Here is a 20539-nt window from a genome sequence, read left to right on the forward strand (position 1 = left end):
ACCTACCCGATGCGGCCGGGCCACGAGTGGGCGGGGCGGGTGGCGGCGGTCGGTGACGGTGTCGGTCCCGCCTGGCTCGGCCGCCGCGTCATGGGGTGCCGGTCCAGTTGTGGGCGACGTCCACGACGACGCGACCGTCGAGCTGCAGCACCCGGAAGGGAAGCCGGGCGCGGACGCCGAGCCCGATCTGGGTCTCGCCCTCGAAGCTGCCGGCGAACCGGGTGTCCCGGAACGTGCGGTAGCCGGTGAGGTCCACGCCCGGCAGCGGGCGCGCGACCCGGCCGGGATACGTGGCGGCGCCGGTCTCCGGGTCGTAGGCGGGCGCTGAGACCCGGACCTCGAGGACGGCTCCGCCGGCCACGGGTATCTCCCGGCCCGAGCCGTCCTGGTAGAGCCGGTCGACGTAGCGGACCGAGTAGCCGATGTCGCTGCCCCCGCCGGGCACGTCGATGACCATCCGGTCGAAGCAGGTGTGACGGCCGGTGCGGATGTCCTTCACCGGCGCGATCGTGCCACTGGTGTCGGTCTTGGCGATGCTGCCCCAGCCGGTCGGACAGGCCGTGGCCTGGGCGGCGGTCCGGGCGGCGGCCGGTGCGGCACCGGCCGGGACGGCTGCCACGCCCACCGTGGCGCCCACGAGCGCGAGAGTCGCGCATGCTGTTCTGATTCGTACCATTACCGCCCCCGAGGCTCATGTGTTGCTGGTATGGGGTGAGACGTCCGGACGGACCGAAAGGTTGCACCCACCGCGCCGGACCGCCGACCATGGCACATCCTGGTGGGGAGCGATGGGGTCCGGTGCGTCCGTACCGGGAGGACGCGAGATGGATGAGTCAGCCGCCGTACCGGACGGGCCGCGGTCACCCGATGGCCGGAGCCGGGGCGGTGGTGACGGCCGGGCCCGGACCGGGGGCACCGGCTGGATCGAGGATGCCCTGACCGCTCCGCTGATCGAGGCCGTACGGGACCTCGGGGGCTACGGCGGACTGGTCTACCTGCGCTCCCGCGACCGGCGTTCGCTCGTCCTCGCGATGGTGACCGGGGTGCCCCGGTCGCTGCTGAAGACCTGGTGGCGGGTGCCGGTGGGCGGTGCGCTGCCCATGGCGGAGGCCTACCGGCGCAACGAGACGCTGTGGCTGCCGGACGAGCGCGCCACCATGCTGCGCTTCCCGCACTTCACCGCCGGGCTGCCGTACTCCTTCGGCTCGGCCTACCGGCCCGTCCGGGCCGGCGGCGAGACCGTGGGTGTCCTGGTCGTCCTGCGTTCGGCCGCCCGGTCGCCGATCGAAGCGGAGGCCGTGGAGCCGGCGCTGCGCCCGGCCGGGCAGGCCATGGAGGAGCGCCTGACCCGCCTCGCCGCCGGCCGGGCGGGCGCGGAATCGGCTGCGGAATCGACCGCGGAATCGGCCGCCGACCGGGTCGAGTACGACGGCGAACCCGTGGGCGTGCGGCTGCCCACGCCCGCCGTCCATCCCGTCCGGGTCGGGCTCATCGACTGGGACCTGGACAGCGACCGGTGCACGGCGGACGACGAGGCGCTCGCCCTCCTCGGCATCGGCCGGGCGGACTTCGGCGGCACGATGGCGGAGATCGTGGCCCGGGTCAGCCCCGACGACCTGCACGAACTGCGCGCGTGCCGGCACGACGCGCTCACGCTCGGCCGGGTCAGGTCCCGGCACTTCCGGGTGCGGGACGACTCCGCGGGCGAGGCGGAGGCCGGCTACCGGCCCGTCGAGCTGTGGGGACATCTCGTGCGCGGCGGAGCCGGTTCCGGCCGGATCCTGGTGGCGGCCCTCGTCGACGCGGTCAGCGGGCTCAGGGCCGCCGAGGCCGCGGAGCGGCTGCCCGACGGTGTCTTCTCCCTGGACCAGGACGGCCGCGTGACGTACGCCAACCACCGCTGCGAGGAACTGCTGGGCGGCGGCCGGGAGGCGCTCCTGGGCCGCTATCCGTGGGAGGTGATCACCTGGCTCCGCGATCCCGCGTACGAGGACCGCTACCGGGCGGCGATGCTGTCGCAGGAGCAGGTGTCGTTCCTGGTGCGGCATCCCGCCGGGAACTGGCTGAGCTTCGTGCTGTACCCGGATGTGCACGGGCTGACGGGCCGGGTCCGTCCGGCCGGGCCGCCCACCGAGACGGAGGCGGCGCGCGAGGCGGGGTCCGCCGCCGGCCCCGGACCGGGGGCCGTGGCGCCGCCGCCCGGGCCGGTCACGGCGGCGCGTGCCGGGGCGCTGTACCACGTGGTGCAGATGGCGAGCGTGCTCACCCAGGCGGTCACCGTGGAGGACGTGTGCCGGGCCGTGGCCGAGCAGCTGCTGCCCGCGTTCGGCGTCCGGGAGCTCGCCCTGTACACGGTCCGCGACGGCCGGATGTACCTGCTGTGGGAGTCGGGCTATCCCGAGGGCTTCCTCGCCCCCTTCGAGGGGGTCACCCTCGACACGCAGCTGCCCGGTGTGCACGCGCTGACCACGCGGCTGCCGCTGTTCTTCGAGTCGCCCGAGGACCTCTCCGTCGCCTACCCGGGCATCACCCTGGACCGGATGAGCGCCTGGTCGTTCCTGCCGCTGATCGCCTCCGGGCATCCCGTCGGCTCGTGCATCCTCGGCTGGGACACCCCGCACCGGTTCACGCCCGACGAGCGTTCCGCGCTCACCGCGCTGAGCGGGCTGGCCGCGCAGGCGCTGGAGCGGGCACGGCTCTACGACGCCGAGTCCGCCGTCGCCCGCGGTCTTCAGGAGGGGCTGTTGCCGCACCGGCTGCCCGCCGTCGAGGGGCTGCGCACGACTGGCCGTTACCTGCCCGGCACCCAGGGCATGGCCATCGGCGGCGACTGGTACGACGTGATCACCACGGGACGCGGGGTGGCCCTGGTCATCGGGGACGTCGAGGGTCACAGTGTCGGTGCCGCAGCGGTGATGGGCCAGCTGCGCAGTGCCGTGCACGCCTTCGCGGCGAGCGAGTGGCCACCGCAGGAGGTCATCACGCACACCAACCGGCACCTGGCCGAGCTGGAGGCGGACGTCTGCGCCACCTGCTGCTACATCGAGCTGGACCCGCGTACGGGGCGCGCGTCGGCCGTGCGGGCCGGGCATCCCCCGCCGCTGCTGCGCCACCCCGACGGGCACGCCGAGACGCTGGATCTCGCGGGCGGCGTCATGCTGGGCGTGCAGCTCGACGCGGAGTATCCCGTCACGGAGCTCACGCTGGTCCCCGGCAGCGTCCTCGCCCTCTACACCGACGGCCTCGTGGAGCAGCCCGGCAGCGACATCGAGACGGGCATCGAGGAGGTCCGCCGCTGCCTCGCCGACACCCCGGCGGACTCGGTGGAGCAGCTCGCCGACCGGCTGGTGCGCACGGCCCGCCGCGCCCGGGAGCGGCCCGACGACGTGGCGCTGCTGCTGACGGCGTATCGCTGAGCGACCGGGCTGCCGACGCACGCGACCGGTGTGTGCGGCGTGGCGCGGGGTACGGTGGGCGGGACGGGCGAGCGAGGCGGTGGTGGCGGTGGAATGGCAGCGGTACGCCGAGCAGATGGCGATGCTCGCCCGCGATCTGGTGGCGCAGGACTCGGTGCAGGCGACGCTTGACGAGATCGCGGCAGCCGCCGTGAAGCTGGTCGAGGGCTGTGACGCGGCCGGGATCCTGGCGGTGTCCAAGGGCCGGGCCCTGACGCTCTCGGTCTGCGGCGACATGGTCGAGGAGTCCGACCGGATGCAGGGCGAGCTGGGCGAGGGACCGTGCTTTGACGCGGCCCGGCGCGTGGACGGCGAGCGGCTGTTCCGCATCGCCGACATGACGAAGCCGCAGCCGTCCTGGCCGCGGTTCTCCCAGGCGGCCCGCGACCTCGGGATCGGCAGCATGACCGGTGTGCTGCTCTACACCGGCGACGAGGACTTCGGCGCCCTCAACCTGTACTCGCGCCGGCCGGGTGCCTTCGGCAAGGACATCGAGGCCGCGGGCTGGCTGCTCGCCTCCCACGCCGCCGTCGCGCTGGCCACCGCCCGCACCGTCGACCAGCTCGAGCACGCCTTGGAGACCCGGCACGCCATCGGGGAGGCCATGGGGATCCTCATGGAGCGTCACCGGATGAGCGAGGACGAGGCCTTCGAGGTGCTGCGGCGCATCTCCCAGCACCACAACATCAAGCTGCGCGACGTCGCCCAGCGCGTCCGCGTCGACGCTCCCGGCCAGACCTGACCGGAGCGCTGCGGCGACCTCACGCCGGGCGGCCGTCGGGGTGGGAGGTGCGCAGCAGGAGCACCGTGATGTCGTCGGCGTGCTGTCCGGTGGGCGTCGTGTGGTGGACGAGCCTGTCGATGAGCCGTTCCAGGTCGTGGCCGTCGCCGTCGTTCAGTTGCCCGGCCAGGTCGGAGGTGGTCCGGGTCGTGTCGGTGCCGGGGAGCTCGACGAGGCCGTCGGTGTACAGGGCGAGGGTGGTGCCGGGCGGCAGGGGCGCGGTGGTGACCGGGTAGGCGGCGCCGGTGTCGATGCCCAGCAGCGGGCCGGGTTCGACGTGGAGGACGCCGGCGGTGGCGTGGGCGGGGCGCAGCAGCGGGGGCACGTGGCCCGCGCTGGCGAAGGCCGCCTGGTGGTGTGCCAGGTCGAGATGGACGTAGAGGCAGGAGACGAGCAGCTCGGAGTCGAGGTCGGCCAGCAGCCGGTTGGTGCGGGCGAGGACTTGGCCGGGTGCGGCGCCCGCGGTGGCGTGGGCGTGGATGGCGGTGCGGACCTGGCCCATGAGCGCGGCGGCGGCGATGCTGTGGCCTTCGACGTCGCCGATGACGGCGGCCGCGGTCGTGTCGTCCAGGCGCAGGACGTCGAAGAAGTCGCCGCCGACCTCGATGGCGTGTCCTGCGGGCAGATAGCGGGCGGCGACGTCGAGGCCGTGCAGGTGCGGCAGGGCCCGGGGCAGCAGGGCGCGTTGCAGTTCGTGGACGAGTCGCTGCTGGGCGTCGTGGAGGCGGGCGCGGTCGAGGGCCTGGGCGATCAGGCCGGACAGTGAGGTGAGGACGGCGCGTTCGTCGGCGGTGAAGGTGTGCGGGTGGTCGTAGGACAGGATGCAGCAGCCGACCGGCCGGCCGGAGATGATCAGCGGGAGGAACGCCCAGGCCTGTTTGCCGCTGATCTGGGGCGCCCTGGGGTAGGTGCCGGCCATCTCGGCGGGGTCGGCGAAGAAGGCGGGGGCGCCGCTGGCGAGGACCCGGCCGGCGGGGGTGAGGTCGGTGTCCAGTGACAGGGCGTCCAGGCGCTCCATGACGTCGGCCGGGTAGCCGTGGTAGCCGGTGATCTTGAGGCGACCGGCCTCGGCGGCGGACAGCACGAGGCCCTGGGCTCCGAAGGCGGGCAGGATCTGGTGGGCGATCAGCGACACGAGGTCGCGCACGGTCACCGTCTCGGTGAGGGCGGCGGCGAGGTGCACGAGTTGGTAGAGGCGTCCCGTCGGTGCGACCGCGGGAGGCCGTGCGGCGGCGGGCGGTGACGGGGTCTCGGTCGGTTCCGCCCCCGGTACGACGCGGACGCTGATGCCGCTGGTGTCGGGGTAGAGCTGGAAGGTCAGCCACCGGTCCGGCGGGCGGAGCGCGGTGAAGGACACGGGAGCGCGGCTGACGACCGCGGTGCGGTAGTGGTCCTCGTGGACGGGGTTGTCCAGCCAGGACAGGGACTGCCAGGGCCGGGTGCCCAGCAGCCGGTCGGCGCGGCGGCCGAGCAGGCGGGCGGCGGTGGCGGTGGCGAAGGTGACGCGACCCTCCAGGTCGAGACCGAGGGCGCCCTCGGGGAGGCGCTCGAGGTAGTCGGCGGCGGCCAGGCCGGTCTGCACGGGGTGGTGTGCGGCGTCGACAGGGACGACGCGCGGCCGGTCCGGCAGGGTGGGCGGCCGGGAGGCGTCGTCCAGCAGGCGGGCCATGCGGCGGGCACTGGCGGTGATGTCGCCGCGTTCGCGGGGCGTGGCGCTGCGGGGGTGCGCGGCGGGCCACATCAGCACGACGCCGCCCCAGCAGCGCCGGACGCCGCTCAGCGGGACCGCGGCCAGGGCGAACGGGTACGGCAGGACGGTGGCGGCCCGCGGGTAGCGGCGGGCCATCTCGTCCTGGCTGCCGACGCAGACCAGGGCGTCGTCGCGGATGGCGTCGGCGACCGGGACGGGTGCCGTCAGCGGCAGGCGCTGCCACGGGGCGCTGAACGCCAGGGGCAGACCGCACAGCGCCACCAGGCGCAGCACCGGCTCCGCCTCCTCGATCAGGTAGAGGCCGCCGATCGAGGCGCCGGTACCACGCACGGTGTCGGCCAGGGCCACCCCCAGGGCGTCGTCCAGCGATCCGACGCCCCTGAGCAGCTCGTCGCTCCCGGACATGATGTCCTCCCGCTCTTACCCGGACGCTACGCCTCGCACGGCGCGGGGGCACGTCATCGGACGGGGGGGCGGGAGGGCCGGGGTAGGAGGGCTGGCCGGGCGGGGGTAGGAGGGCGTGGCCCGGCGGGAGGCAGGAGGGCGTGGCCCGGCGGGGGCCGGGGGCGTGGCCCGGCGGGAGGCAGAAGGACGTGGGCGGATGGTGCGCCGGAGGGCTTGGGCGGGTGCTCTGCCGCGGAGGGCGTGGCCGGGCGGAGCGCTGACCGGACGGCATGCCAGGGCGCTGGCCGGGCGGTGCGCCGGAGCGCTGCCGGAACGGTGCACGCGAGCGCCGGCCCCCGCCATCGAGCCGGGCCGCGCAACGCCGCGGGACATGGGTGGGCGGCGTACCGGAAGGCGTGGCCCGGCGGAGCGGGGCCGGGCGGCATGCCAGGGCGCTCGCTCGCCGGGCGGCGCTCCGGAGCACTGGCCGGGTGGTGCGCCGGAGCACTGGCCGGGCCGCATGCCGGAACACTGGCCGGGCGGCATGGCGGAAAGCGCGGCCCGGTGGAGTGCCGTGCTGGCAGAATCGGGGGCCTCGACGGCGACCGGGAGGCCGGCCTTGCAGACGCTGACATCGCGGGATCCACTGGCCGTCGCCGTCGCCGAGGCGATCCGGGGCGGTGATCTGCCCGGGTTGCGGCAGTTGCTGGCCGAGCATGCCGGTCTGGCCACCGTCCGCGTCACCGAGCACGGTGAGGATGGCCAGGGCACGCGCAGTCTGCTGCACATCGCGACCGACTGGCCCGGTCACTACCCGCACGGCCCCGAGGTGGTCGCCGCGCTGGTCGCCGCCGGGGCCGATCCCAACGCCCGCTTCGGCGGTGCGCACGAGGAGACGCCACTGCACTGGGCGGCCAGCAGCAACGACGTGCCCGTCCTGGACGCGCTCATCGCCGCCGGGGCCGACATCGAGGCCCCGGGTGCGGTGATCGCCGGCGGCACACCGCTCGCCGACGCCCGCGCCTTCGGCCAGTGGCGTGCCGCGCACCGGCTCGTCGAGCACGGCGCCCGCACCACCCTCCAGGACGCCGCCTCGCTCGGCCTGCTGGACCGGGTCCGGGCGTACGTCGAGGCCGATGAGCCGCCCCCGCCCGACGAGATCACCAGCGCCTTCTGGGGCGCCTGCCACGGCGGTCACCTGCCCACCGCGCAGTACCTCCACGGGCACGGCGCGGACATCGACTGGTGCGGCTACGACGACCTGACCCCGCTCGACATCGCCCGGGCCCAGGACGCGGACCACGTCGTGTGGTGGCTGCGCGGCCTGGGGGCGCGGAGCCGCTCGTAACGCCGCGGTGTCTCACAAGCAGTAGCGCACGAGCCACTCGTCCTGGTTGTACGCGGTGCGCGCCGGGTCGAGCACGCCGGCGGCCCGTTCCTCGACCGTGTCCTCCAGGCGCACCGGCTCCGGCAGTGTCCCGAACCGGGCCTGGCGTGCTGCGGCCTCCGCCTCGCTGCTCCGCTGCGACGTCGCGTCGTCCACGGCGATTCCCCTCTCCGGCTGGTCTCTTACGACCGATCGGCCTCCCTGGGCAATGAGTTGACGTGCGAGCCGCGCTCATGGTTCCCGCGAGGGTCGCTTGTTCGACCCTACGAACCTTCCGCTCGGCTGTTTCCCTTGCGCGGCGCGAGTGATAGTAAACCTTCCTATCAGTTCAGTCCTGCACGGCCAGCTCTTCCAACCCCCCACCCTGCTTGGAGGCCCCGTGAGACACCCCTCGACCCCGGCAGCGCGCCGCACCGTTCTGGCGCTCTTCGGCGCGACCCTCGCCGCCGCCCCGTTCCTGAAGCCGCCGCACGCCGCCGCGTCCGTCCGTGCGGCCGGGCTCGACGCCCCGGCGAAGAAGGAGATCGCCATGCAGCTCGTGTCGAGCGCGGAGAACTCCTCGCTCGACTGGAAGGCGCAGTACCAGTACATCGAGGACATCGGCGACGGCCGCGGCTACACCGCCGGCATCATCGGGTTCTGTTCCGGCACCGGCGACATGCTGGACCTCGTCGAGCTGTACACCGACCGCAGGCCGGGCAACGTCCTGGCGAAGTACCTGCCGGCGCTGCGCAGGGTCGACGGTTCCGACTCGCACGACGGGCTCGACCCCGGCTTCCCCGGCGACTGGCGCAGGGCGGCCCGCGACTCCGAGTTCCGCCGCGCCCAGGACGACGAGCGCGACCGGGTGTACTTCGGCCCGGCGGTCCGGCAGGGGAAGGCGGACGGGCTGCGGGCGCTGGGCCAGTTCGCGTACTACGACGCCATCGTCATGCACGGCGACGGCAACGATCCCCTGAGCTTCCGCAACCTCCGCAAGCGGGCGCTGCGCACGGCCAACCCGCCGGCGTGGGGCGGTGACGAGGTGACGTACCTCGACGCCTTCCTGAACGCCCGCGTGTGGGCGATGAAGCAGGAGGAGGCGCACAGCGACACCAGCAGGGTCGACACGGCGCAGCGGGTCTTCCTGCGCGAGCGCAATCTCGACCTCGACCCTCCGCTGGACTGGAAGGTCTACGGCGACAGTTACCACATCGGCTGACGACCGCGGCCCGGGCGGGATTGGTCCAGCAAGCAGGCACAGAAGTGGACCCCTTCCCGGGCCGCCCGGCTGCCTAGCGTCGCCCGTATGAACGCCACCACCACGCACGGCGCCCTTCTGGCCGCGCTCGCCTGCGTCCTCGTCGGAGGCTCCTTCACGGCCAACAGCGTCCTGGGCGACTACCCGTACGCGGGCGGCCAGTTCCTGCGGTACGGGCTGGCCTGTCTGCTGCTCGTGCCGCTGGCCGGCAAGGGCGCGGCCACCCGGCTGCGGGCGCTGACACCCCGTCAGTGGATCCGGCTCGCGCTGCTCGCCGCGGTCGGCATGGTCGGATTCAACCTGGCCGTCATCGCCGCGGAGCGCACGGCGGAGCCGGCGGTTCCGGGCGTGTTCGTGGGCTGTGCGCCGGTGGTGGTCGCGGTGCTCGTGCCCCTCCTGGACGGGCGTCGGCCTCAACGGGCCGTGTTGTACGGGGCGTTGCTCGTGGCCGTCGGTGCCTGCGTCGTCCAGGGCTGGGGGCGCACCGACGGCGCGGGCATCGCCTTCTCCGTGTGCGCCCTGGCCGGGGAGGTCGGGTTCGCCGTGCTCGCCGTGCCCGTGCTGCGGCCCCTCGGTCCCCGGCTGCTGTCCGCCACGGTGTGCGCGGTCGCCGCGCTGGAGTCGGCGGCGGCCGGACTGCTCGCCGACGGCGCCGGGTGGCTGCGGCGTCCGGACACCGTCGAGACCTGCGCGCTGCTGTGGCAGGCGGTGGTGGTCACGGTGGTCGGGTTCGTGTGCTGGTACATGGGCATGCAGCGGATCGGAGCGGAACGCGCCACCCTGTTCTCCGGCCTCATCCCGGTCGCGGCGGCCTGCACCGCACCGCTCGTCGGCGCGGGCTCCTACGGTCTCGCGCAGGCGGCGGGCAGCGCGCTGGTCGGCCTCGGTGTGGCCCTCGGGTCCGGGGCGCTGACGCGGCCGGGCAGCAGCGGGCCGCCGGTGATCCCCGCCGACGGCCGCACACCCCCGGTGGCCACCTTCCGGGGGAACAGCCGCCCCGAGGAGCGTGGTGACGCCGTGTCCGGCACGCCGGAGTGACCTCGCGCGCCTCTAATGGACGGCGACGCACGCCCCCGCCTCACACAGGAGTCCACAGCCATGCCGCACACCCGCACCGGCGCAGGGGGCGAGACGGCCGCGCGGGCGGGTCTGCTGCGGCGGCTGGGCGAGTGGTGCGCGCGTCACTTCGTGGTCGTCGTCATCGCCTGGCTCGTGGCACTGGTGGCCCTCCAGGTCGTCAGCCGCGCGGTCGGCGGCACCTACTCCGACAACTTCACCCTGCCCCAGGCGCAGTCGCAGAAGGGCCTGGACGTGCTGAAGAAGCACGATCCGCAGGCCGGCGGCTACAGCAGCCAGGTCGTGCTGCACGACGACGGGCAGGCTCTGTCCGCTCTGAGCTCCCAGATGTCCACCGCGGTCGCTGATCTGGAGAAGCTGCCGCACGTCCTGTCGGCCCAGAACCCGCTCTCCACCTCGGGCTCGTCCTCCGGCCAGTCGCAGCAGAACGTGGGGCCATTGTCGGACGACGGGAAGACGGCCTACATCACCGTCCGCTTCGACGTGCAGCCGTCGACCCTCGGCGACGACTATCTGAACGGGGTCGACGACGCCGTCCAGCCGCTGCGTTCGGCCGGGGCGGAGGTGGAGTACGGCGGACCGCTCGGCGAGCTCGCCCGGCCGGCCGCCGACGACCGGGTGAGCGAGCTGATCGGGTTCGGCGTGGCCGTCGTCGTACTGCTGGTCGGGTTCGGGAGCGTGATCGCCGCCGGTGTCCCGCTGCTGACCGCGCTGATCAGCGTCGTCGTGGGTCTCGCGATCCTCGGGCTGCTGGCCGCCGCGTTCACCTTCGCGACCGTCTCACCGACGCTGGCGACGATGATCGGGCTGGGCGTCGGGATCGACTACGCCCTGTTCCTGATCACCCGTCACCGGCAGAACCTCCTCGACGGGGCGGACCCGGTGCGGGCCGCCGGGCAGGCGGCCGCCACCAGCGGCCGCGCCGTCCTCGTCTCCGGCTGCACCGTGATCATCGCGCTGGCGGGCCTGTCCGCGTCGGGGGTCTCCTTCATCGCCAAACTCGGGTTCGCCGCGGCCGTCACGGTCGTCTCGGCCGTCGCCGGCGCGCTCACCCTGGTCCCGGCCCTGCTCGGGCTCCTCGGCCGGCACATCGACCGCTACCGGGTGCGGCGCCCCGTCGCCGAGACCGACGCCGGGGCGGGTGACGCGCCGCAGGGCACCTGGCACCGGTACGCGCAGCGGGTGGAGCGCAGGCCGCTGTGGTTCCTGGCGGCGGGTGTCGCGGTGATCGTCGTCCTGGCGATCCCGGTGCTGTCCATCCGGCTCGGCCACATCGGTGACGGCGCCGACCCGACGTCCTTCACCGACCGGCGGGCGTACGACCTGATGACCGACGCGTTCGGGCCCGGGTCCAACGGTCCGCTGACGGTCGTCATCGACCAGACGGGAGTACCGGACTCACAGCGCTCCGATCTGGCCTCGAAGGCCCAGCAGACGCTCGACTCGGCCCAAGGCGCCGCCGTCGTCACGCCCCTGACGGCCACCCAGGACGGCGACGTCCTGGTCGGCACGGTCTACTCGACGTCGTCCCCGCAGAGCGCCACGACCACGGACCTGGCCAACCGTCTGGTCGACGACACGCTGCCGGACGCCGTCCGGGGCACGGACGCCAAGGGGTACGTCACGGGCACGACGGCGGCGCAGGTCGACTTCCGCGACATCGTCGCCTCCCGGCTGGCGGTGATCATTGCCGTGGTGGTGGCCCTGGCGTTCCTGATCATCCTGGCCGTGTTCCGGGGGCTGCTCGTCGCCGTCAAGGCCGCCGTCCTGAACATCTTGTCGATCACCGCCTCGTACGGCGTGGTCGTCGCGGTGTTCCAGTGGGGCTGGGGCGGCCCCGCCCTCGGCGTCAACGGCACGGTCCCCATCGAGAGTTACGTGCCGATGATGATGTTCGCCATCATCTTCGGCCTCAGCATGGACTACGAGATCTTCCTGCTGTCCCGGGTCCACGAGGCGTGGCTGCGCACCGGGGACGCCAAGGCCTCGGTCGCACACGCCCTGGAGATCACGGCCCGGGTCATCACCTGCGCCGCGTTGATCATGGTGAGCGTGTTCGCGGCGTTCATCGTCAGCGACAGCATCGTGGTCAAGATGCTCGGCCTGGGGCTGGCCGTCAGCGTACTCATCGACGCCACCGTCGTACGCCTGCTCATGGTGCCGGCCGTGATGACGCTGCTGGGACGGCACGCCTGGTGGGCTCCGCGGTGGCTGAAGCGGGTGCTGCCGCACATCGACGCCGAGGGGGACGGTCCTGGATGAATGAGTCCGATGTGTGTGCTGGTCGCGACCATGACGAAGGGCGCCCGTTGGTCAGTGTGTGAAGACAAACCCGGACGCCCTTCTGACGGCACTGTACGTTCATCGACGACCATGTGGCGCCTTGTCGCCGGATCGGGCGACCACCGAAACTCACGGACTCCGAACTGCTGTGCCTGGCCGTCGCCCAGCTCCTGCTCGGCTTTCCCTCCGCCCGGCACTGGATCCGCTTCGCCCACGCCCGGCTGGGCCACCTCTTCCCCTACCTGCCCCAGCAGTCGGCTTACAACAAGCGCCTCAACGCCGCCGGGCCGCTGATCTGCCAGGTGATCGAGGCCCTGGCCCGGCAGGTGCCGACCTGGCGCGACAGCCTCCGGCTGATCGACTCCACCCCGCTGCCCTGCGCCACCTCCCGCGAGAGCGTCAAGCGCTCCGGCCTGGCCGGGCACGCCGGATACGGCTACTGCCGCAGCCACTCCCGGTTCTTCCGGGGGTTCCGGCTGTACCTGGTCACCACCGCCGAGGGCATGCCCGTCACATGATGCCTGGCCAACCCGAAACGGCTGCGCGCCGCGACGGCGGTGCAGACGGCCCTGGTCGCGGTGACCGTGGTGGTCACCGTCGTAGCGGACGACCGGGTCACCACCGGCGTCCGGTACACCCTGATCGTGTCCCTGGGGCTCGCCATGGGCCTGCAGAACGCGGTCGCCCGCCGGCTCGGCGTGCCGGACCTCACCACGACCGTCCTGACCGTGACTCTGACGGGTCTGGCCGCCGACTCCACCCGGGCGGGCGGCGAAGCGCCACGCCCCGGGCGCCGGATCCTCTCCGTGCTCGCCATGTTCCTCGGCGCCCTCGCCGGCGCCGGGGTCCTCCTGCACGGCGACCTCTCTTTCGCGCTGGGCCTGACGCTGCTGCTGCTCGCGGTCACCACGGTGATCACGCACCGGCTCTCGGCCACCGACGCCCCCTGGGTGCGCCCCCGGCCCTGAGCGCAACGGCATGAAGGCGGGGGCGGCAGCCCGAGGGGCCCCCTTCACCTTGTCGAGGACCGGCCGGCGATCCGCGCCCTGGTGATCGGCGAGCCGGCGCCCGCCGCCGCCAACGCCTGCCATTCCCTGGGGGACATACCGTAGGCGCCCCGGAACCTGCGGCTGAAGTGCGAGGGGCTGCTGAGGCCCCAGCGCTGCGCCACGGCGGCCACGGTTGTCCTGCGGTTCGACGTCCGGCCCAGCTCATACCTGCACGACTCCAGCCTGCGCTGCCGTACCCACTGGCCCACTGTCGTGCCGCCGTCCTGGAAGAGCTTGTGCAGGGAGCGGACGCAGATGTGATGCGCGCGTGCGATCGATTCCGGTGACAGCTCCGGCTCCATCAGATGCTCCTCGATGAAGGCACGGATCCGCGCCAGCATGTCGCCGCCGGCCTTCGGCGCACCGGAGGGTTCCTCTCCCGTCTGCGTCTGAAGGAGTTCCATGACGAGTACGGCGAGGAGGTCCACGGCGCTGCGGGCGAGCCGGTCACCGATCTTCGACGGGTGGACCTCCGCCTCGGCGGCGAGCGCGGACAGGAAGCCCGATACCAGCGCGCCCATACCTCCGCCGTGCCGCACCGGCACGCCCACGACCCGGTCCAGGTTCGGCTCGGCGACGCCCAGGTTGCGGCGGGTTATCCGGAAGTACGTCATCAGGCAGTCCTCACCGAACCGGAGGACATCACGCCTGGCCGGATCGCAGAAGACCATGTCACCCGGCTCCAGGAAGGTCCCGTCCTCGCCGGCCCGGGTGAGCGCGACCGCCCCCCGGACGTGCAGGCCCAGGTACAGGAATTCTCCCTCCCCCTCGTCGGGCATCGCGGACAGCATCCGAACGATGTCAGTTGCGCCAGTCATCGATAAGCCGGTCACACGACCTCCAACCGTTTCGTTCGCCTGGCGGCCGAAGCCCGGACTTCGTTCGTGGTCAGTTCGCCCACGTCCCCCCCTGTCGGCATCGATGTACGACATCGTCGTGCGCCGGCGGTTTCGGCCGCTACCGCGCGCCGTGGGAATCCGCCCGAGAACCGAGCCTTCGCCAAGGAGCCGGGCCGGCCGTGACATCGGCTCGGTCGACACGCTTCCGGTGACCGCCCGGCTGGAGCGCCTCTTCGCCGCCGATCTGCCCGCCCTGCCGGAGCCCACCCTTCGAGTCCTGCTCCTGGCGGCGGCCGCAGGCACCGAGCGGCTCTCGGACGTCCTGCACGCCGCGCCGGGCCTGGACGGCGTCCAGGTCTGGCGGCCCGCCGAAGAGGCCGGTCTGGTGCGCGTCGAGGGCGGCCAGGTTCGTCTGCGCCATCCGCTGGTCCGCTCCGCGATCTACCAGGCCGCCTCGTTCGCCGAACGCCGCGAGGCCCACCTGGCGCTCGCGGCCGCGTTCACGAAGGAGCCCGATCGTCGGGCCTGGCATCTGGCCGCGGCCGCGTTGGGCCCCGACGAACAGGTCGCCACCGCCCTGGCGGACAGCACGGAACGCTCCCGGCAGCGAGGCGGTCACGCGGCCGCGGCCGCCGCTCTGGAGCGCGCCGCGGAACTCACCCCGGAGCCGGAGCAGCGGGCCCGGCGCCTGCTCGGCGCCGCCGCGTCGGCCATGTTCGCCGGGCACCCGCAGTGGGTCGGGGACATCGCGACCCGGGTCGACACCCTGACGGACGACGCGCGGCTGCTCGCCGAGGCGTCCCTGCGCGCCGGGTGGTCACTGGCGGTCACCTTGCGGCACGACGACTCCTCGGCGTTCCTGCTGCACGTGGCCAAGGCCATGGCCACGCAGGCTCCCGGCCTCGCCCTGGACGCGCTGGGCACGGCCGCCACTCCGGCGTACAACTCCGGCGACCCGTTCTACCGGGCCGAACTCGAGCGGATCGACGCCCTCATCGCGCCGCAGCCGGACGAGGGGGGAAGCGACCGCCTCTGGGTGGCCGCGGTCAGCAACCCCTTCGCCGCGCGGGAGCAGGCCCTGGAGAGGATGGCCCGCGCCGTGGACGCCCGGCCGGCTCGCTGTCCGCCTTCGTCGTGCTCGGTGCCGTCGCCACGGTCCTGGACGCGACCGACCAGGCCGTGCGCCTGTACGGCCAGGCCATGGATCATCTGCGCCGGACGGCGACCGCCGGAACCAACGCGACCCTCGCACGGGCGCTCGCCCTCGTTCTGTTCGACAGCGGTGCCTGGACCGCCGCCCAGTCCGCCGCCGAGGACGCCTGCTGGACGGCGACCGAGGCAGGAGCGGACAACGTCACCGTGGGCTCGCAGCTCCTCCAGGCCACGCTGCGGGCCGCGCAGGGGGACCATGCGGCGGCGCACGCAGGGGCGAGCGGCGCGGTGCGCGGCCTCGACCTGCGCAAGTCGCGCAATCTGTACGTGCGTTACCGTCAGGCACGTGGGACGGCGTTCCTCGCGGAGAGCGATCACCAGTCGGCGTACGAGCAGCTCCGCCAGGTCTTCACCCGCGACTTCCACACGGAACCCGTGCACTACCACGTCTCGCTGTACTGCCTCTCCGATCTCGCCGCAGCCGCCGTCCGCGCCGGGCAGGTGGCCGACGCCCGCGTCGTGCTGCACGCCGCCGAACGGGCCATGGGCGCATCCCGTTCCGTCCGTCTGGACGCGATCGTGCACCGTGCCTCGGCCCTGCTGGGCGATGCCGACGAGGCGGAGTCCCATTTCCGCGCGGCGACGGACCCGGTCACCGCCCGCTGGCCGTTCGAGCACGCCCTCGCGTGACTTCGGCGAATGGCTGCGGCGCCGTCGACGGTCCGTCGAGGCACGGCCTCTGCTCGGCACCGCCCTGGAGATCTTCGAACGGCTGGACGCCCGCCCCTGGGTCGAGCGCACCGCCGCCGAACTCCGCGCGGCCGGCGTGGCGGTGGCCCCCGGCGCGGCGCCAGACGCCGTAGCCGGCCTGACACCGCAGGAACTGCAGATCGCCCAACTGGCGGCGAGGTCCTGACCAACCGGGACATCGGTGCCCGGCTGTACTTGTCTCCGCGCACCATCGGCTTCCACCTGCACAAGATCTCTCCCAAGCTCGGCATCACCGGCCGCGCCCAACTGCGCGACGTCCTATGACCTGGCTCGCGCGCACACCGGCTCGGTCGGCAGGTCGGCGAGGTGGCGCCGCGGTTGGGCGGCACTCGAGCGGTTCACCGAACGCGAGGACCATGCACGGACGCCCTACGGCCACAGGGCCCCCGGCCCGTACCCCCTGGAGCAATGGGTGGCAGAACAGCGAAGGGCCTACAGGGCCGGGCAGATGACCGGCCAGCACGCCCAGGCGGTGGAGAAACTCGGCATAGCCCGGTCACCGGCCGATGAACGGTTCCAGGAGAACCCGGAAGCCGCCAAGGCGTACTACGACCAGCACTGGACCCTGTGCGCGCCGAGGTCCGCGACAGCCCTGGATCGGCCCGTGGGCAATGGCTGTCCAACCTTCGGCAGCCCGGTGCTCTGGACGGCCACCCCGAGTGGAAGACGACGCTGCAGGCCGTGGAACGAGCACTGGAACCCGGCATGGCCGACCACCGCCGGGCGTCACCGTCCACGGCATAGACGACGGCCAAAGGCTCCACAGGCAGCGCCAGCACGTCATCACAGCCGGCCCGGACCCTCTCTGCATCGACATGTTCGGGAGGGCGGGGGATGCACGTCAACACCGCCGCCGGACGCCGAGCCCACACCGAACGCCCACGCGTCCTCACCCTCCACGGCAATCACCTGACCAAACCGGACGACCCGGGCAAACACCAGGGCCCTGCGCCCTCGTCGCTCCTGGCGGGTTCACCGGGAGCCGAGCGTGGATGCGGCCGCGAGGCGGGTGCCCTGTCGCCAGACCGAGCGAATCGACAGGCTGTCGTTGATGGTCGTGGTGGGATCACCGTCGACCAGGACGAGATCTGCCCGCAGGCCTTGCTCGACGCGGCCCCGATCGTGGAGGCCGAACCGTCGTGCTGTCAGTGAAGTCGCCGAGCGCAGGGCTTCGGTGGGGCTGAAACCGGCCTGTACGAGCAGTTGCAGCTCGCCGTGCAGACTTGCTCCGTGGGTCACGCCGCGCACGGCCAGAGCCGCGGCGTCGGTGCCTGCGATCACGTCGACCCCAGCCTGGCGCAGGGCTGCGATCGTGGCCAGTGCCATGTCGAAGTGCGAGGCGGGCAAGCCGCCGAACGTGTCGGAGAGGTGCGCCCGCAATTCTGGCGCAAGCTTTCCCGCAACGCGGGGATCTTGCGCCAGGTCCGTGCTGTGCGACAGCCCGACGATGGAGGCAAGGGGAGTCAGTGTCGGCACCACGAACACGTTCGCGCTTGCGATGCGGTCGACGATCTCCGGGGTGTGGGCCGTGTCGGCGAACAGATGGGCGAGGCCGTCGGCGCCGACGTCGACCATCTGTTCGGTCTCGTGCAGCGTCATGGCGTGGGCCATCACCATCTTCCCGCGAGCGTGCGCCTCGGCGATCACGGCGGCGTGAATCTCCAGTGGTACGTGCGGCAACTGGAAGCCGAACGCCCCGCCACTCTCGGCTATCAGCTTGATGTAGTCGGCGCCCTCGCTGATCCGATCGTCGACGAACCCGGCCGCCTCCGCCACCGTGGTCGCGGTCGGCCAGACCGGATCGTTGAGGCCCTTCCGGAACTGATGAGGGTGGCCGTCGAGGTGGGTAAGCGAAAAAGAGGCGCTCCGCACGTCCGCGAAAGTCCGGTCGGCCTCGACTTCGGCGCGCAGCGGAATCATGGTGGCGGGGACCGAGCCCATGTCGAGTTCGGTGGTGACGCCGAAGGTCAGTGCCTGGCGCAGCATCGCGGCGTCTGTGTGGGTGTGTGCGTCGATCAGGCCCGGCAGCAGGGTTGCGCCGGTGGCGTCGACGACTTCCACCCCGGTGACACGCGGCCCGCCCACCGAGACAATGACGCCGTCGGCGACGTGCACCTCGACCTGGCCCAGGTTCTTCTCGCCGTCGAACACCTTCGCACCGACGATGACGAACTCGTTCATCGGACTCTCCTCGCAATGCTGGACATGTACTGGTTCGGGCTTCACGGCTACGACGTCTGCCGGACCGGCACGATGACAGCCGAAGGGTGTCCGGGGGCGTGGCGACCGTCTGTTCGGCCAGGTGGGCGACGGCGACCCCACGGGGGTCGCCGTTCCGCACAGACTGGGCCTACCGGCCCCGTCGTGCGGGTGGGATGGGAATCGGCTCGACTCCTGGCACGACGCGGGTGGTCAGGGTGCCGAGTTGTTCGACGGTGACGGTGACGACGTCGCCGGGTTGCAGGGGGCGGTGGGCGTTCAGGCCTTCGCGACCCCACAGTTCGGCGAGGCAGCCGCCGCCGCAGGTGCCGGAGCCGAGGACGTCGCCGGGGCGGATCTCGGTGCCATGGGAAGCGTAGGCGATCATGTCGGCGTAGGAGAACGCCATGGACGACCAGCGGTCCTGCCCCAGCCGTTCGCCGTTGATGTCGACGGTCATCGTCAGGTCGAACGAGGTGTCGGTGCGCCAGGGTTGCAGCTCGTCGGAGGTGACCAGGACCGGTCCGAGGGTGGTGGCGGTGTCCTTGCCCTTGGTGGGGCCGAGCCGGACCTGCATCTCGGCGAACTGGACGTCGCGGGCCGACCAGTCGACGAGGATGGTGTAGCCGGCGACGTAGGCGTCGGCGTCGTCGGGGTGGATGTCGCGGCCGGTGCGGCCGATGACGGCGGCGACCTCCAGCTCCAGGTCGAACATCCGGCTGCCGGGCGGTACAGGGACGTCGTCGGCGGGCCCGAGGATCGCGTAGGGGTTGGTGAAGTAGAACGCGGGTGCCTCGTACCAGCGTTCGGGAACGGTCGCGTCGGTTCCGCCGAGTCTGGAGACACCTTCGACGTGCCGTTCGAAGTTCATGAAGTCCCGCACAGCGGGAGGATCGGGGATCGGCGCGCGCAGCCGAAGGTCGCCGACCGCCCGGGTCGCGGCAGGCGCGGCCAGGGCCTGCTCCCTGGCCGCCCGCAGGGTGCCGTCGCGCAGGAGGCCGAGCATCGTGACGCCGCGACCCAGGGGATGGACCTGGTCGTGGTGGAGGACGCCGACCCGATCACCGTCGTCGTCGGCGTAGGTCACGAACCGCACAGTCGCGCTTCCCTTCAGACGGAGGTGTGCATCGGGCGGCCGAGCCAGGCGACCGCGTCCCCGAAGGCGGCGATCACGTCGAGGTCCCGGCCGGCGTGGTCGGCGTAGGGGCGGTGCAGGTTCAGTACGATCCGTTCGGCGTCGGCCCAGCCCGTGAACTCGCCCAGGTCGACCTGGCGGGCGGCCTGCAGGGGCGTCAGACCCCGGGAGAGCCCGTCCTGGGCGGTGTCGAGGATGAGCCGGTAATAGCGGCGGTGCTCGTCCAGGACCCGGGTGATGCCGGTGCCGGTGAGGACCGGGCCGTGGCCGGGGACGATGACGTCGGGCTGCAGGGACTCCAGCCAGTCGACCGCGGCGAGGGCCCCGTCCACCGAGCCCATGAAGACCAGCGGGGTGAGTCCGGCGAACACCAGATCGCCGGAGAACAGCACGCGTTCTTCGGGCAGCCAGGCGATCAGATCTCCGGTGGTGTGCGCCGGGCGGCCGGGGTGCAGCAGCTCGATCCGCCGACCTGCGACGTGCAGGGTGAGTGCGGAGCCGGCCGAGATGTCGGGAAGCCTGCGGGTCACCGGCCCCCAGTCCGGGACCGGGTTCCACAGCGGTGGGCAGCCGTCGATGACCGGGTCGGCCTGAAGCCCTTCCCGCATCCGGCTGTGCCCGACGATCACTGTCGTGGAGGGGAGGAGGCTGTTGCCGTAGGTGTGGTCACCGTGCTGATGGGTGTTCACCGCCAGCCGGACGGACGCCCCGCCGGTGGCCGTGTCCACGGCGTCGAGAAACCGGCGGGTGCGAGCCGCGGTGGCACAGGTGTCGATCACCAGGACCCCGTCGTCGCCGGCCACCGCGCCGGCGTTGTTGACCCACCAGGTCCCGTCCGGCTGCACCCAGGCATGGATCCCGGGAAGCAACTCCTGGAGTTCCGCCGCGTCCGCTGTGGGAGGAGGAGCGGAGTTCGTGTCCGGGGTGTCGGTCATGACCCGGCCTGTCCGTCGTCCTTCACGGTGGCGACGCGGCTGCGGCCGGGCTGTTCGTACGGGGCGAAGCGCATGGCATTCCTTGGGAGCTGGGTGGGTTGACGCAGGCCGGGGGCTCGGCGGCCTGGCAGGGCGGGGGAG

Annotated in this window: 18 protein-coding genes and 2 pseudogenes; 12 read left to right on the plus strand and 8 right to left on the minus strand. The window is 72.8% G+C overall.

Features of this window, described 5'->3' with window-relative positions:
• Window positions 1-96: pseudogene (locus ABZ192_RS40655) on the plus strand (alcohol dehydrogenase catalytic domain-containing protein); the annotation flags it as partial.
• On the opposite strand, the gene ABZ192_RS40660 reads toward ABZ192_RS40655, so the two are convergent.
• Window positions 89-676 carry a hypothetical protein gene (locus ABZ192_RS40660; protein WP_356929497.1) on the minus strand — a complete coding sequence of 196 codons (588 nt, stop codon included), beginning with the start codon at window positions 674-676 and terminating at the stop codon, window positions 89-91. The pseudogene ABZ192_RS40655 and the gene ABZ192_RS40660 sit on opposite strands and share 8 nt — an antisense overlap.
• Before the next feature lie 148 nt (window positions 677-824).
• Here ABZ192_RS40660 and ABZ192_RS40665 point away from each other — a divergent pair, with 148 nt between their 5' ends.
• The gene (locus ABZ192_RS40665) at window positions 825-3416 is read left to right on the plus strand and encodes a SpoIIE family protein phosphatase (RefSeq protein WP_356929498.1); all 2592 of its coding nucleotides are present in this window, start codon (window positions 825-827) and stop codon (window positions 3414-3416) included.
• Window positions 3417-3504: 88 nt separating this feature from the next.
• A complete protein-coding gene (locus ABZ192_RS40670) occupies window positions 3505-4197 on the plus strand; it encodes a GAF and ANTAR domain-containing protein (RefSeq protein ID WP_356929519.1) in 693 nt (230 codons plus the stop codon).
• 19 nt (window positions 4198-4216) lie between these two features.
• Here the strand turns inward: ABZ192_RS40670 and ABZ192_RS40675 are convergent, their stop codons facing one another.
• Complete coding sequence (locus tag ABZ192_RS40675; RefSeq protein WP_356929499.1) at window positions 4217-6352, minus strand: SpoIIE family protein phosphatase; 2136 nt, start codon at window positions 6350-6352, stop codon at window positions 4217-4219.
• Between the two features lie 598 nt (window positions 6353-6950).
• Between ABZ192_RS40675 and ABZ192_RS40680 the strand changes: the two genes are divergently transcribed.
• Window positions 6951-7679 (plus strand): ankyrin repeat domain-containing protein, encoded by a 729-nt coding sequence (locus tag ABZ192_RS40680; protein ID WP_356929500.1) that lies wholly within the window; start codon window positions 6951-6953, stop codon window positions 7677-7679.
• A gap of 12 nt (window positions 7680-7691) precedes the next feature.
• On the opposite strand, the gene ABZ192_RS40685 is transcribed toward ABZ192_RS40680, so the two are convergent.
• Complete coding sequence (locus tag ABZ192_RS40685) at window positions 7692-7874, minus strand: hypothetical protein (RefSeq protein ID WP_356929501.1); 183 nt, start codon at window positions 7872-7874, stop codon at window positions 7692-7694.
• 223 nt (window positions 7875-8097) lie between these two features.
• Here ABZ192_RS40685 and ABZ192_RS40690 point away from each other — a divergent pair, with 223 nt between their 5' ends.
• From ABZ192_RS40690 to ABZ192_RS40710, 5 genes and pseudogenes are all read left to right on the plus strand, one after another.
• Window positions 8098-8919, plus strand: coding sequence for a chitosanase (locus ABZ192_RS40690; RefSeq protein WP_356929502.1), 822 nt, complete (start codon window positions 8098-8100; stop codon window positions 8917-8919).
• A gap of 87 nt (window positions 8920-9006) precedes the next feature.
• Window positions 9007-9996, plus strand: a complete 990-nt coding sequence (locus ABZ192_RS40695; protein WP_356929503.1) for a DMT family transporter — start codon at window positions 9007-9009, stop codon at window positions 9994-9996.
• 60 nt (window positions 9997-10056) lie between these two features.
• Window positions 10057-12297, plus strand: a complete 2241-nt coding sequence (locus ABZ192_RS40700; protein WP_356929504.1) for an MMPL family transporter — start codon at window positions 10057-10059, stop codon at window positions 12295-12297.
• Window positions 12298-12355: 58 nt separating this feature from the next.
• Window positions 12356-12833: pseudogene (locus ABZ192_RS40705) on the plus strand (IS982 family transposase); the annotation flags it as partial.
• A gap of 24 nt (window positions 12834-12857) precedes the next feature.
• Entirely contained in the window at window positions 12858-13286 is a 429-nt protein-coding gene (locus tag ABZ192_RS40710; RefSeq protein WP_356929520.1) for a DUF1275 family protein, read from the plus strand.
• A gap of 44 nt (window positions 13287-13330) precedes the next feature.
• Here ABZ192_RS40710 and ABZ192_RS40715 read toward each other — a convergent pair whose 3' ends face one another.
• Window positions 13331-14146, minus strand: coding sequence for a helix-turn-helix domain-containing protein (locus ABZ192_RS40715; protein ID WP_356929505.1), 816 nt, complete (start codon window positions 14144-14146; stop codon window positions 13331-13333).
• Between the two features lie 178 nt (window positions 14147-14324).
• Window positions 14325-14933, minus strand: coding sequence for a hypothetical protein (locus tag ABZ192_RS40720; RefSeq protein WP_356929506.1), 609 nt, complete (start codon window positions 14931-14933; stop codon window positions 14325-14327).
• A 407-nt stretch (window positions 14934-15340) separates the two neighbouring features.
• Between ABZ192_RS40720 and ABZ192_RS40725 the strand changes: the two genes are divergently transcribed.
• The 3 genes from ABZ192_RS40725 (at window position 15341) to ABZ192_RS40735 (ending at window position 17042) form a co-directional block, all read left to right on the plus strand.
• Window positions 15341-16048 (plus strand): hypothetical protein, encoded by a 708-nt coding sequence (locus ABZ192_RS40725; RefSeq protein WP_356929507.1) that lies wholly within the window; start codon window positions 15341-15343, stop codon window positions 16046-16048.
• A gap of 255 nt (window positions 16049-16303) precedes the next feature.
• Window positions 16304-16393, plus strand: a complete 90-nt coding sequence (locus ABZ192_RS40730; protein WP_356929508.1) for a hypothetical protein — start codon at window positions 16304-16306, stop codon at window positions 16391-16393.
• A 1-nt stretch (window position 16394) separates the two neighbouring features.
• Window positions 16395-17042 (plus strand): helicase associated domain-containing protein, encoded by a 648-nt coding sequence (locus ABZ192_RS40735; protein WP_356929521.1) that lies wholly within the window; start codon window positions 16395-16397, stop codon window positions 17040-17042.
• A gap of 59 nt (window positions 17043-17101) precedes the next feature.
• On the opposite strand, the gene ABZ192_RS40740 is transcribed toward ABZ192_RS40735, so the two are convergent.
• The 3 genes from ABZ192_RS40740 to ABZ192_RS40750 all read right to left on the minus strand — a co-directional run bounded on the left by ABZ192_RS40740 (window position 17102) and on the right by ABZ192_RS40750 (window position 20398).
• The gene (locus ABZ192_RS40740) at window positions 17102-18310 is read right to left on the minus strand and encodes an amidohydrolase family protein (RefSeq protein ID WP_356929509.1); all 1209 of its coding nucleotides are present in this window, start codon (window positions 18308-18310) and stop codon (window positions 17102-17104) included.
• A gap of 169 nt (window positions 18311-18479) precedes the next feature.
• Entirely contained in the window at window positions 18480-19424 is a 945-nt protein-coding gene (locus ABZ192_RS40745) for a fumarylacetoacetate hydrolase family protein (RefSeq protein WP_356929510.1), read from the minus strand.
• A gap of 14 nt (window positions 19425-19438) precedes the next feature.
• Complete coding sequence (locus ABZ192_RS40750; RefSeq protein WP_356929511.1) at window positions 19439-20398, minus strand: MBL fold metallo-hydrolase; 960 nt, start codon at window positions 20396-20398, stop codon at window positions 19439-19441.
• Window positions 20399-20539 lie beyond the last annotated feature (141 nt).

The sequence above is a fragment of the Streptomyces sp. NPDC006235 genome, assembly GCF_040613735.1.
GTDB lineage: Bacteria > Actinomycetota > Actinomycetes > Streptomycetales > Streptomycetaceae > Streptomyces.

Coding starts and splice junctions, on each gene's coding strand:
- ABZ192_RS40660 (WP_356929497.1), bottom strand. CDS start 676: ATGGTACGAATCAGAACAGCATGCGCGACTCTCGCGCTCGTGGGCGCC.
- ABZ192_RS40665 (WP_356929498.1), top strand. CDS start 825: ATGGATGAGTCAGCCGCCGTACCGGACGGGCCGCGGTCACCCGATGGC.
- ABZ192_RS40675 (WP_356929499.1), bottom strand. CDS start 6,352: ATGTCCGGGAGCGACGAGCTGCTCAGGGGCGTCGGATCGCTGGACGAC.
- ABZ192_RS40695 (WP_356929503.1), top strand. CDS start 9,007: ATGAACGCCACCACCACGCACGGCGCCCTTCTGGCCGCGCTCGCCTGC.
- ABZ192_RS40700 (WP_356929504.1), top strand. CDS start 10,057: ATGCCGCACACCCGCACCGGCGCAGGGGGCGAGACGGCCGCGCGGGCG.
- ABZ192_RS40715 (WP_356929505.1), bottom strand. CDS start 14,146: ATGCCCGACGAGGGGGAGGGAGAATTCCTGTACCTGGGCCTGCACGTC.
- ABZ192_RS40740 (WP_356929509.1), bottom strand. CDS start 18,310: ATGAACGAGTTCGTCATCGTCGGTGCGAAGGTGTTCGACGGCGAGAAG.
- ABZ192_RS40750 (WP_356929511.1), bottom strand. CDS start 20,398: ATGACCGACACCCCGGACACGAACTCCGCTCCTCCTCCCACAGCGGAC.